The sequence below is a fragment of the Microvirga ossetica genome (genome assembly GCF_002741015.1).
Taxonomy (GTDB): Bacteria; Pseudomonadota; Alphaproteobacteria; order Rhizobiales; family Beijerinckiaceae; genus Microvirga; species Microvirga ossetica.
This window is the reverse complement of the sequence record NZ_CP016616.1, coordinates 5,558,718-5,574,747: the sequence shown is the minus strand read 5'-3', so window position 1 is coordinate 5,574,747 and position 16,030 is coordinate 5,558,718. Positions and strand designations below refer to the sequence as shown.

Below are 16,030 nucleotides of genomic sequence, written 5' to 3'. Positions count from 1 at the left end.
CCATGACCTCGCTCGACAACCTTCCCATTGCCGTCATTGGCGCAGGCCCGGTCGGCTTGGCCGCCGCCGCCCACCTGATCCGGCGCGGCCTTCCCGTGAAGGTCTACGAATCCGCCGAGACCGTCGGCGCCAACGTCAGGGACTGGGGGCACGTCCGCCTGTTCTCTCCGTGGGAGTACAACACCGACACGGCAGCCCGCTCTCTACTCCAGGCCCACGGCTGGCAGGAGCCGCCCGGCAAGGCGATGCCGACCGGATCGGACCTGTACGAGGCCTACCTCAAGCCGCTGTCCGAAGTCCCCGAGATGGCAGCGGTGATCGAGACGGGCGCGAAAGTCACCGCGATCACCCGGCAGGGCGCTGACAAGGTGCTCAGCCGTGGGCGCGGGACCAAGCCCTTCGTGCTGGCCATCTCCAACGGCAACGGCGCCATCCGGCGCGATCTGGCCCGGGCGGTGATCGATGCCTCCGGGACGTGGACGGCCCCGAATCCTCTCGGCGCAGGGGGCATCCTGGCCGAGGGTGAGGCCGAGAACGCTGGGCGCATCGCCTACGGCATTCCGGACGTGCTCGGGCGCGACCGCGCTGCCTACGAAGGCAAGACGACCCTCGTCGTCGGCGCCGGGCATTCGGCCGCCAACGTGCTTCTCGAGCTGGCCCGACTGGCCGAACGGGATCCTCGGACGTCCATCATCTGGGCCACCCGCGGCGAGAACCTGATGCGGGTCTATGGCGGCGGACGGGCCGATCAGCTTCCGGCCCGCGGCGAGCTCGGCTCCAGGCTCAAAGCGCTCGTCGACAGCGGACGGGTCTCCCTGGTGGCCGGGTTCTCCATCACCCGCGTCCGATCCGTCGGCGATCAGGTGGTCGTCGAGGGCGAAACCGCGGGCCGCGTCCGCGAGCTTGGTCCCGTCGACCGGATCGTCGTTGCGACCGGACAGCGTCCGGACCTGAACCTGACCCGCGAATTGCGGCTCGACCTCGATTCCTGGCTCGAAAGCTCCAAGGCACTCGGGCCACTGATCGATCCGAACCTGCACTCGTGCGGATCCGTGCCACCCCACGGCCACCGCGAACTCGCCCATCCGGAGCCGGGCTTCTACACCGTCGGGATCAAGAGCTACGGCCGTGCCCCGACCTTCCTGATGCTGACGGGCTACGAGCAGGTGCGCTCCGTCGTGGCAGCCATCGCCGGAGACCTCACGGCAGCCGACGATGTCCACCTCGTCCTGCCGGAGACGGGCGTGTGCTTGACCAACGTCCCCGCCGATGGTGCGCCTGCATCCTCTGGGTGCTGCGGCGGTCCTGCCCCAGTCGAGGTCGACGCTTGCTGCGTCGCGGATGTCGAGGCCAAGGCCGAGGGCCAGTCGGGCTGCGGATGCGGCCCCGCGAAGGCACCGGAGAAGGTTGCGGAACCCGCGGGCTGCTGCTGAGATCCGCCCGTGTCGAATCCCGTGAGTGAGTCCCTGGCGAGCGAGCACGCCATGCCGAAGCCAAGCCCGAGGGTGGTCATCAGCGCCCTCGGGATCACGCAGATCCTCGCCTGGGGATCGTCCTTCTACCTGCCCGCCGTACTCGCGCAGCCGATCGCCGCCGACACCGGATGGTCGCTCGGCTGGGTTGTCGGTGGGCTGTCCGTCGGCTTGCTCGCGGCCGGCCTGGTCGCGCCCAAGGTTGGACGCACCATCGATGCCAAGGGCGGCCGTCCGGTCCTGATGGCGAGTTCGATCCTTCTTGCTGCCGGACTCGCGACCATCGCGCTCGCCCATAGCCTCCCCGTTTACATGTTCGCCTGGCTCCTCGTGGGCGTCGGCATGGGGTCGGGTCTCTATGATGCCGGGTTTGCCACGCTCGGCCGCCTGTACGGGAAGGATGCCCGGCGCGCGATCACCACCCTGACCCTGTGGGGCGGCTTCGCAAGCACGGTCTGCTGGCCGCTCAGCGCTTGGTTGGTCGAGCACTTCGGCTGGCGCGGAGCCTGCGCGGCCTATGCCGCCATCCACGTTCTCGTGTCCCTCCCCTTACACGCTTTCGTCTTGCCCAACATCGGGTCGCTTGCGGCAGACGGTCGGTCATCCGGCGCGAAACCCGGGATTCCATCACCGCCCCCTCTGACTGGAACCAGACGGATCCGTGCGTTCGCGCTGCTCGCCACGATCCTCACCCTCGGTGCGGTGACCGCCTCCATGATCGGGGTGCACCTGCTCACCTTCCTCCAGGCCCGGGGCCTCGGTCTCGCGGCGGCCGTTGCGCTCGGCGCTCTCGTCGGCCCCTCGCAGGTCGGCGCCCGCATCGTCGAGATGGCCTTCGGCCGCCACTACCACCCGATCTGGACCATGGCGGCCTCCGTCACCCTGGTCGCGGGCGGCATCCTGCTGCTGCTCGTCGGGGTCCCGATCCCGGCGTTTGCCCTCGCGCTGTACGGTGCGGGAAACGGGATCGGCTCGATCGCCAAGGGCACCCTGCCCCTGAGCCTGTTCGGCCCCGACGGATACGCATCGCTGATGGGCAAGCTGGCGATGCCGAGCCTGCTCGCCCAGGCATTGTCCCCATCACTCGGGGCGATCCTGATCGAAGGGAGCGGTCCCGGTGCGGCGCTCGGCCTCCTCGCGGCGTTGACCTGCCTGAACATCACCCTCGTGGGGCTGCTGTGGGTGACCGCCCGAAGGAGCTGACCTCTCCGTGAGGCCGGCGACGTACCGTCGTGGCGTTCGGGACCATGGAGAGCCAAGCGCCAGGAGGATGCAGCGTCACTGTCCTTGCAGGAGAAGCCGGACGCCAGCAAAAGCGAGAATGCCGGCAAGCATCCATCGTGTTGTCTTCTCCGACATGTAGCGCAGCCCGATCCAGGTGCCCACCGCCGCTCCGAGCAGTGCTGCCGGAACCAGGACGGCGGCTTCCGGTGGCACCCGCTGTCCCGAAGCGAGAACGCCGACGAGACCGACGACCGAATTCGCGAGGATGAACGGGGCGGAGATTGCGGCCGCACGCTTCGGCGACGCCCAGCCAAGGGTGATCAGCACAGGAGCGAGGAAGACGCCCCCACCCACACCCGTGAGCCCTGACAGGAAGCCGGCGGCACCCCCGGCGATCCCGCCCGGGAGCAGCCCGACGGCGCCGCGCCCGCTCGTGGCATCCGGATCGCCCCGGTCTATCCCCCGCCTGAACCCGATCAGTCCCGCAGCGGCAATCAGGACGATGCCCGTCAGGCTCAGGTAGAGCCGGTCGCCGAGGATGAGGAGCCCGCCGAGGAAAGCGGCCGGGAGCGCGGGCAGGCCCACCCGCCGCAGCAGGGTCCAATCGACGGCGCCACGCCGGTGCAGCCGCCAGGTCGCGTAAGTGGCCGCGGCAATGTTGAGGACGAGGGACGTTGGCCGCATTTCCTCGACCGGAAAGGCGAGAAACGCCATGACCGCCAGGAAGGCGGTGCCGCCCGACTGTCCAGCCGTTGCATAGAGAAGCGAGGCTCCGGCGATGAGCGCGGAGGAAAGGACTACGTGGATCATCCCTTCCTTATGCGGACATCCGGTGCCGTGTGCTACCGAATGCCAGCAGGTCAGCGCCCAGGGCTACGTGGGCAAAGGGCATCGGTCACGGCCAACCAATCGTTCAGGCCGGCATCTCCCCCATGGCGGCGCGCAGACGCTGGTCATAGGCACCGGCTAGATCACGGAGGGCCGCGGCCGTGTCACCCACGAACGATGAGCCATGCATCAGGGCCAAAGTGCGTGGGGCCAAGTCGGCCAGCCGGCGAACCGTCGGCGCGATGCTCGGGCCAAGGCTCGTGTCGTAGAAGATGTCCTCGGCCGCAAGCGCGGGACCCACGATGTCGCTCTCGGTGAGCGCGGGGCCGTTGCCCAGATGCGTGAAGAGATCGCCGCAGAACAGCGTCCGGCTGGTCTCCTCGTAGATCACCCCGGCATCCCAGCCGTGCGGTACATGGGGAGTGTCGATGTAGCGGATCCGCTTGCCCCCGATGTCGATCACCTCGCCGTTCGACAGCACGCGTGGCGGACGGTCTGCCATGTCGTTCAGCGATACCAAGCACCCCGTCATGCCGTGCGCAACCTGCGCATTCGGGGCCACGGCCAGCCACTCGTTCATGGCGCCGCACTCGTCGGCCTCGTAATGGCCGAAGGTGATCCACCGAAGGGTCTCGATCGGCATGATCCGTGACACGGCTTCTGACACCAGCGGGAACATTTTCCGCAGTCCGGCATGGAACATGAGCGGCTCGTCGCCGAGGACGAGGAACTGGTTGAACGTGAAGCCAGCCGGCGGCACGATGTCGGGCACGTGGGTCGAGAGGCGGTAGATGCGGTCGCCGATCTCATCGATGCGGGTTTCCATCGGAGTGCTCCCTGGTTTGCCCCCGCCCAAGGATTAGAACCGACTTTCCGTTCGGAAGTACGGCAAGAACGACCCACACGCTCGTGGCTCCGAAGGTCGCATGGCAAGGCTCGCCTTCATGGGATCAAGGGCCGACGCCGTCCATCTCGACGGCGGAAACCTGGAGGATGGTGGCGTGCAGTGGCCTCAGACGGGAGGCCAAGTGCAGAGGAGATCCGAGTCAGGCTCCGGTGGTGCCCCCTTCGCCTTCGCGCGCGTCCCAATCCCGATGAAGCAAAGAAGCTCCTCGTTGCCAGCAAGTTCGAAGGCACGCCGCATCGCCTGCGTCGCCACCTTGCGGCCGCTGACCGCCATCGCGCCGTAGCCCAGGAGATCCGCTGCAAGAACCACGTAGCCGAGGGCGGCTCCGGCCGACGCACGCTGCTCGATCTCGGGGACATCGTCGTTGTCCTGCACGCGGGAGATCACGGCCAGGAGTGTCGGCGCGTGAAGGGCCTTCTCCCTGGCGCGTTCGAGCCGCTCGCCCATGATGCCGGGATCGAGTTCGCGCTCCGCCGCCTCGAAGACGTCGGCCAGGGGGTCCCGTGCGTCGGGGGCGATGACGAGGAAGCGAAACGGCTTCAAGCGCATGTGATCCGGTGCCCGGGACGCGGCCCGCACCAACATGCGGATCTCGTCGTCGGTCGGGCCGGGTGGCACCAGATGCCTGGGCGCCGTGGAACGGCGAGACCACATGCGCCGAAGGAGAGCCAATCCCTCCGCCTTCCCATCGGGCGTGTCGATATTGGACGCAATCTCGGTGCTGGACATCGTACATGACCTCTCGCGTGCCCACGGCTGACATTCAGTGAACTTAAGCAACTGGAAACCGCTTCGTGAAGAACCCGAGGATCGAGAGAGCGTCGATGGGGCACACCCCCCGAGATCGACCTAGGCAAGTTGTCTGGCAGAGGCTAAGTACACCCTTCCCGAGGCTAAGACTTTAGGCGAACGGATTATTGCCCATGGGCCCCTTCACGATCGATCACACCCTCATTGCCACCCTCGAGCGTCTTGCACAGTCCGGATCGTCGGACGAGGTGCTTGTGACTCGTGTCCAGTCGGAGGTTCCCCAAGCCTCCCGTCTGGAAGTCGCAAGGGCCGCTTTGTACATTGCCACCGACCCGACCCCGACCAGCTCGGAAAGGACTGAGCGGATGTACAGCCTTTCGCGCAAGCTGCGGCGGGCAGCCTAAGACAGGGCAAGGCATAGAAAGGGAAATCGACGATGGCCAAGGACAAGACCAAGAAGGCGAAGCCCGATAGCGAGTTGCCGGGACTGATGGAAAAGGCCGTCGCGCGGGGCGAGAAGCTGCGGAAGACCCTGACCAAGATCGCTGGCCAGGCCAAGCTCGACGCCGGCCATCCGGCCCAGACCCTGCTCAAGGCCCTGGACAAGACCCTCGGCAAGCTGCGCTCCGATGGCGAGCCGGAAGTGGAAGCTGGCGCGCCCGTGAAGATTACGAAGGTCAGCAAGAAGGCTGCCGACAAGGCGGACGAGCCGCCGACGACCCCGCGCACCTCCCGCACCCGGAAGGCCGCACCGGAAGTTGCCGCAAAGGCCGAGAAGGCTCCTGCGGCTCAGGCTGAGTGACACGGACACCGGATTGGCGATAGCCCTTGGGACGGCCGTCGCCGAGGGGATCGGCGAGACTGCATCCCTTGCGGATTGTGTTTCGATCACCATATCAGGGATACCCCAGCGGACATCACAGGGACTTCGAGGGCAGCGGGCGTCACCGCCAGCTTCGATGTGACCGTGCCAGGACGGATGTACTCCGGTCCGGTCAATCCCGCGATCGCCTGACGATGCGAGCGCCCGTCTGGTACCCGTTCAGCCCAGGCCCGTAGTGCGCGAGGCAGAGACACGAAGGTGTCCTGTCCGTTCGCCCCGGAGCCTGGGCTTTTCCGTTCTGGGCGCTGACTTGAGAGCCGGCCGAGTGAGCCGGGCTGTCAGCGCACGATGAAGACAGACCGCGCTAGGGCATTGATCCCCTCCGGTCCTTTCCGTGATCTCCCAGATAAGCTTGCAGGGCACGCCTGCGTCTGTAACCAGAGTTTCCCTTCAACCGCCGGTCATACTCATGTGACGCCCGACCACCGGGCGGGCGTGGCGACGGTCAATGATGAAGTCATGCCCCTTGGGCTTGCGGCTGATCGCTTCCGCAATCGCCTGATCCAGCAATCCATCGTCCTTCGACGCCCGCACGGGTGCCCGTAGGTCGGCCGCGTCCTCCTGGCCCAGGCACATGAAGAGCTGCCCGGTACAGGTGAGGCGGACCCGGTTGCAGCTTTCGCAGAAATTGTGGGTCAGCGGCGTGATGAAGCCGAGCCGTCCGCCGGTCTCCTTCACCCGCACGTAGCGCGCGGGTCCGCCCGTGCGATCGTCGAGGTCAACGAGCGTGTACCGTCCGGACAGGCGCGCCCGCACGACTGACAACGGCAGGTACTGATCAAGGCGGCTCGGCTCGATGTCGCCCAGCGGCATGACCTCGATCACGGTCAGGTCCATGCCGCGCCCGTGTGCCCATTCCATCAGGGTTTCGATCTCGTCCTCGTTGACGCCCTTGAGGGCGACCGTGTTGATCTTCACGCGCAGGCCCGCTTCCTGCGCGGCATCGATCCCGGCCAGTACCTGCGCGAGGTCGCCCCAGCGCGTGATGCTCCTGAACTTCCCGGGGTCGAGCGTGTCAACCGAGACGTTCACCCGCCGCACGCCGCAATCGGCGAGTTCGACGGCGAAGCGACCGAGCTGCGAGCCGTTGGTCGTCAACGTGAGCTCGTCGAGGGCGCCCGATGCCAAGTGGCGCGACAGCGAACGGAACAGCCCCATCACGTCGCGCCTGACCAGCGGTTCCCCGCCCGTGATCCGGAGCTTGCGCACGCCCTGCGCGATGAACGCCGAGCACACGCGGTCGAGCTCATGCAGGGTCAGCAGGTCCCGCTTCGGCAGGAACGTCATGTGCTCCGACATGCAGTAGACGCAGCGGAAGTCACAGCGGTCCGTCACCGAGACGCGCAGGTACGTGATCGCGCGTCCGAACGGATCGACCAACCCGGGATGGCGGGTCGCTTCCCGCTGCGCGGATCCGAGTTCCTGGGTGAGCAGCAGCATCAAGGATTCCCTCGCCACCTGTTCAGTTTTCGACATCGCCATTCCGGCGAAGGGACCGGGCGGCCCGTCCGCCCGGCCGTTCGCAAGGAAGCCTACGAGGCCGAGTACTCCTTCGACTTGAACGACAGGCCCCTCACCGCCTCCGGTGCGTCCGCGATCTTGCGGATGTTGCCCCAGGTCTGCTTGTAGTTCGGGATGATGAACTCGTTCACCCCGGCCGAGACCACGTTGCCCTGGACACCCATCGGGTAGGCGAAGAGCATGAAGGTCTGCTTCGGCCTGGCCCGTTCCGTCGGGTACGCCATCGCCTGCGTCGAGCCGTTGTCGTTGTAGACCTCGACGAGGTCGCCCGGCTTGAGATTGAGCTCCGTCATGTCCTGCGGGTTCATCTCGATGAACGGGAACGGCCAGCGATCCATGACGAGATCGTTCTCCTGGTCGAGATAGGCGCTCTGCCAGACGTGGTTGGTGCGCCCGTTGTTGATCAGGAAGGCGAACTTGTCCTTCTCCGCCTGCTTGCCCGCGGCCTGCAAGCCGCGCCATTGCGTCTCCATGAACACGGCCTTGCCGTCCTTGGTGTTGAACTTCCCGTCCGCGTAGAGCCGCTTCGTGCCGATGATGCGCTCGCTGCCGCCCGTCGGCGTGGGGGCCGCCGCCGACCCCGCCGTGGCCTGCTGCACGGGCTCCTTGCCGCGCGCGCCCTCGATGGCCGGACCCTGCACCACCATGCCGGGCTGCTGCCCCGTGGTCGTCCCGCCCGTCGAGCTGCCGGTGCCGACCGGGCCGCCCTCGAGGCCGACCGCCGGCTCCTGGAAGCCGTTCGTGCCCATGGCGCGCAGCCGCGCGTAGGTGACGAACTCGCCGCCTTTCTCGTGCTGGTGGTAGCCGTCCATGAAGGCGTCTTCCTCGGTCGTCCAGTCGAAGCCCTTGAAGCGGTCGGCGACATCGGCCTTGCCCGACTCGCGGAAGACCCGCTCCAGGTTGTTGGCGATCCGCGCCGCGATCAGGCAGTCCGGCATGGCCCGCCCGGGCGGGTCCATGTAGCGCTCGGTCAGCCGCATGCGGCGCTCGCCGTTCATCGACGTCAGGTTCATCTCGCCCGACGTCGCGGCCGGCAGCCAGATGTGGCTCGCCTGCCCGATCTGGGTCGGGATGATGTCCACGTCGACGGAGAACAGCCCGCCCTTGCGGACCGCGTCCATGATCGCCGCGACCATGCGGGGACGGTCACCCCACGGCACGGCGGACATGGCGTCCTTCACCAGGTCGGTCCGCTTCTTGTAGACCTGCTTGAACTGGAGGGCGTTCAGCGTCGTCTTGTAGTGGTCGCAGCCCCAGATGTGATGCACGCCGCCCTTTCCGTTGATCAGGAGCTGGTCGACGTAGGCCGCGGGACGGCCGACATGGGCGTCGGACGGCCGGGCATAGCCCTCCTGGTGCCCGCCGAGGCGGACGCAGCCACCCCCGGGGCGCCCGATGTTGCCCGTGGCGAGCGCCACGTTCACCAGCGCACCGTTCGTGCGGTAGTTGTCGTTGCCCCAGATCAGGCCCTTCTCGTACGCGAACATGGTGCGACGCCGCGCGTTGCCTGATTTCGGCTGCGCGATCCATTCCGCCGACTGCCGGATCTGATCGACGGTGAGGCCGGTGATCCGTGCTGCTTCCTCCAGGCTCGTCCTGTTGCCGGCGACCGCCTTGTCGAAGTCCTTCGTCGCGGCGTCGATGAACGCCTTGTCGACCCAGCCCTTCTCCGCGATGTAGGTCAGCCACGCGTTGAACAACGCTAGGTCCGTGCCCGAGTTGATGGCGAGGTGCATCACCCGGTCCTTGCCGGCCTCGACCTCGCAGGCGTTGATCGTCACCGTCCGCCGCGGATCGACGACGATGACGCGGACGGGCTCGTGCGGCTCGTTCGGCATCTGCGCCTGCTTCTTGTCGATGGACGTCCCGCGCAGGTTCGGAATCCAGTGGTTCAGGAAGTAGTTGGTCTGGGTCTCGAGCGAGTTCGCGCCGACCATGACGATGGTGTCGGCGAGTTCCGCGTCCTCGTAGCAATTGTTGAGCTCGCCTACGCCCATGTCGCGCGTGGCATGGACCTCGGAGTTGTAGGCGGGCCTGTTGTGGATGCGGATGTTCTTCACCTTCATGGCGCCGAAGTAGAGCTTGCCGGTGCCCCAGGTGTTCTCGTAGCCGCCGCCCGCGCCGCCATGGTCGTAGGCGGACACGAAGAGCCCGTCCTCGCCCTGCTCGGCGATCACCGCGGCGGTGACGCGGGCCACGAGATCGAGGGCATCCTCCCAGCCCGTCGGCTGCATCTGGCCGTAGCGCCAGACCATCGGGTCCGTCAGGCGCTGCTGCTCGGTGTTGCGCACGGGCGAGTAGGACATCTCGGCCATGCGGGCGCCGCGGATCGAGCCGAGGCCCGAGTTCACGATGCACTCCTTGTCGGGCTTGATGACGATGTGGACGTCCTTGCCGTCCTGCCGGACGATGTTGTACATCGACGGCGCGTACCAGGCCTCGGTCTCAGCGCCCTGCTGTTCAGCGAGGTCGACCCCGAACTTGTTGCCGGCCGGATCGGTCGTGCCCTGCCTGTCGATGTCCCAGGTGTAGGCCTTGTAACCGCACCCGACGATGCAGTAGTGGCACACCACGTTGTGTTCCCTGGCGTCCGCCGGGATGATCGGAAGGCGGTCGATCTGTCGCTTGTAGGCCATCTCACCCTCCCTCAGAGCACATTGGACAGGCGGCCGTAGAGGAGCTCGTCGAGTCCCTCGGCGTAGATGTCGCCCTTGTCGTCGACCCGCAGCGAGTACTGCGGCAGGTTCTGGGTGGCATGGCCCCAGGTCTCCTGGCCGCCGGCCTCGCAGTCGAAGACCGAGTAGTGGCCCGAGCAGTTCAGGGTCCGGGTCCGGGCGTTGTAGGCGAGCGGATAGCCCTTGTGCGGGCACATCGTGGTGAAGCCGACGATGTCGCCGTCGGGGCCGATGCCACCTTCCACGCGCTTGCCGAGCTTGAGCAGGACGCCGGGCGCATCGGAATCGGGATAGGCGACGTCCATCGGCTCGTTGGGCTTGAGGTCCTTCACGTTTGCGAGCCTGTTGGACGGATAGGTCACCCTCGCCGTCGGCACTGCGGCCTTGGCTTCCGCCGTGGGCAGGACGGCATTGGCGGCCGCGCCGGCGGCAACCATGCCCGCACCGGACAGGAACCGACGGCGGCCGACGTCGACGAGCAGATCGCAGCGTTTCATGAGATTCCTCCCGAAAATCCTTATGGCGGGAGGAGATGAAGCAATGGCCGTGCCAGCCTTACAGCCCGCGGGAAACGCTTGGAGAACAGCGAACGCATCGCCGCTGGAATGTCGCTCGCGTCCGGACTTTCGGACTTCAGTCGAACCGATGTCCGAAAGTCCGGACGTTGGTGCGTCGGATGGAAGCTGACGGAGGATGGTTGTCGATCGCGCCCGTTCACGCCACGGCTCGCCTGGGGATGACGCGCTTGCCGCTCCCGGCGTTCGTTCAACCCGGCGCCATGCCCTTGTCCGTCAGTTCCTGGACCGCCTTCCCGTTCTTCGCCAGATGGGCCAGCCCCATCCCCCGCAGCACGTAGGGCGCCTTCGTGAACTGGATGCCCTCGTATGCGACGATCTCGATGCGATTGCCCCACGGGTCGAGGAAATCGAGGAACGGGCCGGGCAGCAGTTCGATGCCTGCCGCGACCAGGGCGTCACGGACGGCATCCCTGTCATCGACGACCAGACCGAAATGGCGGCCGTCGTCGGCGGGCTGCCTTCGACCCTTCTGGAGTGCCAGGAACTGATCGCCCAGATCGATGAAGGCCGCGGTGTCCGTCCTGCCGCGGAGTTCGAAGTCGAACAGCCGACCATAGAAGGCCAAGGCCTCGTCGAGATCGGCGACCTCGAGCGCGAGGTGGTTCAAGCCGACGGCACGTGCCTTCCTGGTTTCGGGCATCGGTCTCTCTCCCTCCGACCAGCCCACGGAACCGGAGCCTGTCGGGATCACCGTCCATCACGGGGTCTTCCCGCATCCCGCGTCTCCGGTTCCAGCCATCGGTCCGGCGGCATGCGGGGAATTTGAGGGAGTTTATCCAAGTTTATGGAAAAACGATAAACTCACGTCGGCGGCCGCGATCCGTCCGCCCTCTCCCTGAACCCTCGCGCACGGCGCAGGCCACGCCTAGTTCGGCGACGCTTCGATGCCATGGCGGCGCATCTTCTCCCACATCGTGCTCCGGGAGATTCCTAGTGCTGCGGCCGCCTCGTTGATGACACCGCCGCTGCGGCGGAGCGCCCGGACGATCGCGCACCTCTCAGCCTCGTGCCGGGCAGCCTCCAACCCCTCCGCCTTTCCCTGAGCGTCCTGCCTGCCCCGTTCCGGAAAGAGATCACCCGGCATGATCCAAGGCCCAGGCGACAGTGCGACGGCCCGTTCGATCCGGTTGCGCAGCTCACGCACGTTACCAGGCCAGGCATGCGACTTGAGTTCCTCCAGGGCGAGGCCGCTGAAGCCCGCAAGCTCGGTGCCGGCATCGGCCGAGAAAGCGTCCGCGAAGCGAACCGCCAGCCACTCGACATCGTCCGGACGGTCCCGCAGCGGTGGGACCGGGACGGTCAGGACGTTGATCCGGTAGTACAGGTCCTCACGGAACCCGCCCGCCCTGATCCGGGCTGCCAGGTCGGCATTGGTGGCGCAGACGAGCCGGGCCTTGAACGGGACCTCGCTCTCGCCCCCGAGCCGATGGAAGGTGCGGTCCTCCAGCAGCCGGAGGAGCTTGGTCTGCAACTTCAGGTCCAGCTCGCCGATCTCGTCCAGGAACAGGATGCCGTCGCGGGCGCGTTCGGCGTACCCGAGATGGCGGGACGACGCTCCCGTGAAGGCTCCCTTCTCATGGCCGAACAGCTCGCTCTCCATCAGGTCCTTCGGGATCGCCGCGCAGTTCACCGCCACGAAGGGACCGGGTACGGGAGCGCGCTGGCCATGGAGGTAGCGGGCGCACACCTCCTTGCCGACGCCCGTCTCCCCGGTCAGCAGGACGGGCGCGGACAGATGCCCGATGCGCTGGAGCAGCCGCTGGGTGTCGAGCATGGGCCGGCTGACCCCGAGGACGGCGGCGCCGGATTGTACGGTCGGACGAAGCAATTGCCCGAGCCGGCTCAGGAACGCGCTCATCTCGAACGGTTTCGTGAGGTAGTCGCCGGCCCCGTTGCGCATGAGCCTGACGGCCTGGTCGATGTCCGCGTGTCCCGTGACGAACAGGAACGGCGGTCCCTCCGGCATCGCGGAGGCGATGCGGAATACGTCCTCGCCGGTGCCGTCCGGCAGGCGGATGTCACAGACGACAAGGTCAGGCGATGAGGTCCCGAGGTTGTCGACGGCGGCCCGGCAGTCCTGCCACCAGATGACGTTGGCCCCCTCCAGGGAGAGGCGGTCGGCCAGCGACTCGCCCATGATCGGATCGTCCTCGACCAGCGCTATGGTCCGACCCTCAAGCGACATTGGCGGTTCCCTCCTCATCCTTGAGCGGGATCGTGACTCGGACGATGGTTCCGGCCGGGATTCGCGGCAGCGCCGCGACCGTCCCGCCGACCTCCTTGATCAGGCGATGCACCATCCACAGGCCAAGCCCGCCGCCGGAGCCCGGGAGAGGTCTGTTCCCCGGATCCGTCAGTGCGTTCCGTGCGGCGCTGGGGAGGCCAGGCCCCATGTCCTCGATGGTGGCGACGAAGCACTGGCCTTCGACATGGGCCTTGAACGCTACCTGGCTTCCCTCCGGCGACGCCCGGCAGGCGTTGAGAAGGAGATTGAGCAGCACCTGCCGGACGACCGAGGGCGGCATGGCGAGCTCGTCGTAACCCTCGTTGACCCATCGCAGCGTCAGCCGCTTGCGTCGGGCCTCCGGCTCGACCAGCAGCCTGAGGTCGTCGATGTCGGCCCGCTTGAGCGAATGGACGTCGCGATCGGCCCGATAGGTCACGAGCGTGGTGCGGACCACGTCCCGGATGCCCTTCAGCCCGCGCTCGATCAGGTCGATCGTGCGGCGGCGGACATCGCCGCGTTCCCCATGCGCCTTCAGGGTGTCGATGGCGTTGAAGAGGCCGCCGAGCGGGTTGTTGATCTCGTGCGCCATGCCCGAGGCCAGGCGGCCCAGGCTGGCCAGGCGCTCCTCCTCGACGAGCTGGCGCGAGAGCGCCTCCCGCTCCCTCGCGGCCTCGGCCATGCGGTTGAACGCCTCGAACAGGCGGCGGAACTCGACCGGGGCCTTGGCGAGGAAGGCATCCGGAATGGGTTCGACCTGCCCCTGCATGCTTGTCTCGAGGTGGGACGCCAGAACCTGGGTCGGTCGCATCATGCGCCGGACGACCAGCCAGGCCGCCAGCGCGAGGACGAACGTCAGCGCCGCGTTGGTGACGATGAGGGACAGCAGGACGGTGCGGCGCTCCGCCATGAGCGGGGCGATGTCGAAGGAGGCATGCACCGAGCCGACGACGGTGCCGCCGGAGGACAGGTCCCGACGTGCGACGGCACGGGCATCGTCGTCGCGCACGACGATCGTCGGCGCCATGGCCCGCTGGGTCAGGAACGATGGCGGCAGGGGCGACAGGGACGGATGGACCCGCGGGTCGGACGACGCGAGCACGCGCCCGTCTGCGAGCGCGACGACCGTCTCGGTCAGCTTGAGCCCGGCATGGGTCTGGCGGGCCCGGTCGACGATGTCGAACGCCTCCCAGACGTCCTCGCGGACCACCGGATCGACGAGCGACGAGGCGAGGCCGTCGAGGTAGATCGCGGCCAGGTCGCCGAGATGCTTGGTTTGGGCCTCCTGGAACCGGGTGAGCACCCGCTCGGACACGAATACCGCGACCGCCGCCATGAACACCGTCACCACCAGCGGGATCTTGACGGCCATGGGGAGGCGCAGCGGGATCATCCGGCCCCTCCCCGCACGACCGCCACCTCGGCGGCGATCGTGTCGTACAGGCTGGGTTCCTCGACCCGGAACCCGTCCAGCCGCAGCAGGCCGAGTACGGCCCGGCCGTCGGGGTGGTCCGCCATGGCGACGAGCGCCGCTTGCAGGTTCCTGATCCTCCGGTCTTCAGCCGCGCCGACCGCGCTGGCGACCGGAGGGAAGCCGAGGAGTTCCGATCGATGGATGACCTTGGTCGGGGCGACGAGATCGGGCTCGGTCTCGCGCAGGACCTCGTAGACGTACCCGTCGACGCTGCCGCTCATCGCGAGCCCGGAGGCCACGGCCCTGACGACGTTGCGGTGCCCGTAGGTGAAGATCGTGCGTCCGAAGAACCGTTCCGGGGACTGCCCCTTCCCGGCGAGGGCTGTCGCGGTGACGAGCCAGCCGGAGTTGCTGTCCGGATCCGAGAAGGCGTGGACGTCGCCCCGTAGGTCGTCGAGGGAGGCCGCTTCCCGATCCCGTCCGGTGATGAGATAGGACCGGTAGAGGGGCTTGCCCTGCCAGACCGGAACCGCGACGAGCGCCAGCCGCGACCGGTTCGCCACGAAGGGGAAGCCACAGATCCAGGCGGCATCGAGCTGCCCGGAGAGAAGAAGCGAGGTGATCTCCTGGTAGGTGCGTCGCGTGACCAGCCGGACCGGGAAGCCCGTCGCATGCTCCAGGTAGGAGCGCAGGCGGTCGAGAAGCTCGAGGTCGGAGGTGAGGAAGACGGGTGTCAGCCCGAACCGCAATTCGTCGCCTGCGGCAACGGCCGGGGGGACGCCGGCAACCGTGCAGAGTGCCAGGACGCCTGAAACCACCTCCCGGCGTGACGGCCCGGGGCGCTCCATTGTTTCCTCCCGTGTCCGGTGGCCCGGACCGTGTTTTGCCGGCCATGCTATGCCCTAAGCGCTCCGGAGGGCAAGGCCGGGGCCTGTCATGCGGCGGGAGCCTGCCGGCCGGGGACCGGACGCGCCCAGGCTTGGCTCGTCGCTTGCCGATCGAGGGACGCACGTTCGGGCTTGCGCCAGGGTGTCGCGTTCCATCATGGGCATGGCGACATCAACTTCGTCCTCGTCGTCAATCGTTGCCGGATCCCGAGATGGCAGTTCGCATCCCCCAGAGCCTATCGACGGGCCTCAGCCGGGAAACCGGATGGGACGTGCTCGACTACGAGTTGCGCGAGCAGAAGGCGCAAACGCTTGGGAACCTGGGTGGCCAGGTCGAACGGGCCCTTGCGGCGTTGCGTGCCTTCGACGCGGCGCATGAAACGGATGGGAAGGACCGGCGTCGTGCAATGCTGGATGAGGCCGCCGACCGGGTCTGGGCGTTCATGATCCAACGGGAGCTGTGCGGGTTCCGGAACTGGGAAGCCGTGGTGAAGGATTACGGAATCCCGCGCGATGTGTTGAATCGGGTCGGGCAAGTCAGGCGCAAGGCGGACCGGGTGTCCCCGACGTTGGTCTCGGCGACGAGACGCGACCAAATTACCCTAGACTGAGGAATACTTGTCCTTCCCGTAGGCACGATCCCATTGCTATCTTTCTCGAATCAAAC

15 protein-coding genes are annotated in these 16,030 nt (G+C 67.2%); 5 read left to right on the top strand and 10 right to left on the bottom strand.

The genetic code is table 11. From position 1 onward, the window contains the following. The first annotated feature begins 2 nt into the window (after window positions 1-2). Window positions 3-1,433: an FAD-dependent oxidoreductase gene (locus tag BB934_RS26540; protein ID WP_099512347.1), complete on the top strand. Its 1,431-nt coding sequence runs from the start codon at window positions 3-5 to the stop codon at window positions 1,431-1,433. 51 nt (window positions 1,434-1,484) lie between these two features. Next, on the top strand, window positions 1,485-2,675 hold the full coding sequence (locus BB934_RS26535) for an MFS transporter (RefSeq protein WP_099513242.1): 1,191 nt from the start codon (window positions 1,485-1,487) through the stop codon (window positions 2,673-2,675). A gap of 75 nt (window positions 2,676-2,750) precedes the next feature. On the opposite strand, the gene BB934_RS26530 is transcribed toward BB934_RS26535, so the two are convergent. The 3 genes from BB934_RS26530 to BB934_RS26520 all read right to left on the bottom strand — a co-directional run bounded on the left by BB934_RS26530 (window position 2,751) and on the right by BB934_RS26520 (window position 5,160). Next, window positions 2,751-3,506 (bottom strand): sulfite exporter TauE/SafE family protein, encoded by a 756-nt coding sequence (locus BB934_RS26530; protein ID WP_099512346.1) that lies wholly within the window; start codon window positions 3,504-3,506, stop codon window positions 2,751-2,753. 103 nt (window positions 3,507-3,609) lie between these two features. Next, on the bottom strand, window positions 3,610-4,350 hold the full coding sequence (locus BB934_RS26525; protein ID WP_099512345.1) for an oxygen-binding di-iron domain-containing protein: 741 nt from the start codon (window positions 4,348-4,350) through the stop codon (window positions 3,610-3,612). 186 nt (window positions 4,351-4,536) lie between these two features. Continuing rightward, window positions 4,537-5,160: a nitroreductase family protein gene (locus BB934_RS26520; RefSeq protein ID WP_099512344.1), complete on the bottom strand. Its 624-nt coding sequence runs from the start codon at window positions 5,158-5,160 to the stop codon at window positions 4,537-4,539. Between the two features lie 194 nt (window positions 5,161-5,354). On the opposite strand from BB934_RS26520, the gene BB934_RS26515 reads away from it, so the two are divergent. Together BB934_RS26515 and BB934_RS26510 are read left to right on the top strand one after the other, a co-directional pair. Beyond that, window positions 5,355-5,585, top strand: a complete 231-nt coding sequence (locus tag BB934_RS26515; RefSeq protein ID WP_099512343.1) for a hypothetical protein — start codon at window positions 5,355-5,357, stop codon at window positions 5,583-5,585. A 32-nt stretch (window positions 5,586-5,617) separates the two neighbouring features. After that, window positions 5,618-5,983 carry a hypothetical protein gene (locus BB934_RS26510; RefSeq protein ID WP_099512342.1) on the top strand — a complete coding sequence of 122 codons (366 nt, stop codon included), beginning with the start codon at window positions 5,618-5,620 and terminating at the stop codon, window positions 5,981-5,983. Window positions 5,984-6,454: 471 nt separating this feature from the next. Here BB934_RS26510 and moaA read toward each other — a convergent pair whose 3' ends face one another. The 7 genes from moaA to BB934_RS26475 form a co-directional block, all read right to left on the bottom strand. Further along, window positions 6,455-7,504, bottom strand: coding sequence for a GTP 3',8-cyclase MoaA (gene moaA / locus BB934_RS26505; RefSeq protein WP_099512341.1), 1,050 nt, complete (start codon window positions 7,502-7,504; stop codon window positions 6,455-6,457). Window positions 7,505-7,596: 92 nt separating this feature from the next. Beyond that, the gene (locus BB934_RS26500; protein ID WP_099512340.1) at window positions 7,597-10,221 is read right to left on the bottom strand and encodes an arsenate reductase (azurin) large subunit; all 2,625 of its coding nucleotides are present in this window, start codon (window positions 10,219-10,221) and stop codon (window positions 7,597-7,599) included. Between the two features lie 11 nt (window positions 10,222-10,232). Beyond that, window positions 10,233-10,757: an arsenate reductase (azurin) small subunit gene (locus tag BB934_RS26495; RefSeq protein WP_099512339.1), complete on the bottom strand. Its 525-nt coding sequence runs from the start codon at window positions 10,755-10,757 to the stop codon at window positions 10,233-10,235. 268 nt (window positions 10,758-11,025) lie between these two features. After that, window positions 11,026-11,478 carry a VOC family protein gene (locus BB934_RS26490; protein WP_099512338.1) on the bottom strand — a complete coding sequence of 151 codons (453 nt, stop codon included), beginning with the start codon at window positions 11,476-11,478 and terminating at the stop codon, window positions 11,026-11,028. Window positions 11,479-11,703: 225 nt separating this feature from the next. Continuing rightward, complete coding sequence (locus tag BB934_RS26485) at window positions 11,704-13,023, bottom strand: sigma-54-dependent transcriptional regulator (RefSeq protein ID WP_099512337.1); 1,320 nt, start codon at window positions 13,021-13,023, stop codon at window positions 11,704-11,706. Then, window positions 13,013-14,455: a sensor histidine kinase gene (locus BB934_RS26480; RefSeq protein WP_237050112.1), complete on the bottom strand. Its 1,443-nt coding sequence runs from the start codon at window positions 14,453-14,455 to the stop codon at window positions 13,013-13,015. The genes BB934_RS26485 and BB934_RS26480 overlap by 11 nt, the downstream gene beginning before the upstream one ends. After that, the gene (locus BB934_RS26475) at window positions 14,452-15,324 is read right to left on the bottom strand and encodes a substrate-binding domain-containing protein (RefSeq protein WP_099512336.1); all 873 of its coding nucleotides are present in this window, start codon (window positions 15,322-15,324) and stop codon (window positions 14,452-14,454) included. The genes BB934_RS26480 and BB934_RS26475 overlap by 4 nt, the downstream gene beginning before the upstream one ends. Window positions 15,325-15,575: 251 nt before the next feature. On the opposite strand from BB934_RS26475, the gene BB934_RS26470 reads away from it, so the two are divergent. Beyond that, entirely contained in the window at window positions 15,576-15,974 is a 399-nt protein-coding gene (locus BB934_RS26470; RefSeq protein WP_237050111.1) for a DUF6665 family protein, read from the top strand. The last annotated feature ends 56 nt before the right edge of the window (window positions 15,975-16,030 follow it).

Bases quoted from the DNA above. Each gene is read 5' to 3' on its own strand.
- BB934_RS26540 (WP_099512347.1), top strand. From the start codon at position 3: ATGACCTCGCTCGACAACCTTCCCATTGCCGTCATTGGCGCAGGCCCG.
- BB934_RS26535 (WP_099513242.1), top strand. From the start codon at position 1,485: ATGCCGAAGCCAAGCCCGAGGGTGGTCATCAGCGCCCTCGGGATCACG.
- BB934_RS26530 (WP_099512346.1), bottom strand. From the start codon at position 3,506: ATGATCCACGTAGTCCTTTCCTCCGCGCTCATCGCCGGAGCCTCGCTT.
- BB934_RS26525 (WP_099512345.1), bottom strand. From the start codon at position 4,350: ATGGAAACCCGCATCGATGAGATCGGCGACCGCATCTACCGCCTCTCG.
- BB934_RS26520 (WP_099512344.1), bottom strand. From the start codon at position 5,160: ATGTCCAGCACCGAGATTGCGTCCAATATCGACACGCCCGATGGGAAG.
- BB934_RS26515 (WP_099512343.1), top strand. From the start codon at position 5,355: ATGGGCCCCTTCACGATCGATCACACCCTCATTGCCACCCTCGAGCGT.
- BB934_RS26510 (WP_099512342.1), top strand. From the start codon at position 5,618: ATGGCCAAGGACAAGACCAAGAAGGCGAAGCCCGATAGCGAGTTGCCG.
- moaA (WP_099512341.1), bottom strand. From the start codon at position 7,504: ATGCTGCTGCTCACCCAGGAACTCGGATCCGCGCAGCGGGAAGCGACC.
- BB934_RS26500 (WP_099512340.1), bottom strand. From the start codon at position 10,221: ATGGCCTACAAGCGACAGATCGACCGCCTTCCGATCATCCCGGCGGAC.
- BB934_RS26495 (WP_099512339.1), bottom strand. From the start codon at position 10,757: ATGAAACGCTGCGATCTGCTCGTCGACGTCGGCCGCCGTCGGTTCCTG.
- BB934_RS26490 (WP_099512338.1), bottom strand. From the start codon at position 11,478: ATGCCCGAAACCAGGAAGGCACGTGCCGTCGGCTTGAACCACCTCGCG.
- BB934_RS26485 (WP_099512337.1), bottom strand. From the start codon at position 13,023: ATGTCGCTTGAGGGTCGGACCATAGCGCTGGTCGAGGACGATCCGATC.
- BB934_RS26480 (WP_237050112.1), bottom strand. From the start codon at position 14,455: ATGATCCCGCTGCGCCTCCCCATGGCCGTCAAGATCCCGCTGGTGGTG.
- BB934_RS26475 (WP_099512336.1), bottom strand. From the start codon at position 15,324: ATGGAGCGCCCCGGGCCGTCACGCCGGGAGGTGGTTTCAGGCGTCCTG.
- BB934_RS26470 (WP_237050111.1), top strand. From the start codon at position 15,576: ATGGCAGTTCGCATCCCCCAGAGCCTATCGACGGGCCTCAGCCGGGAA.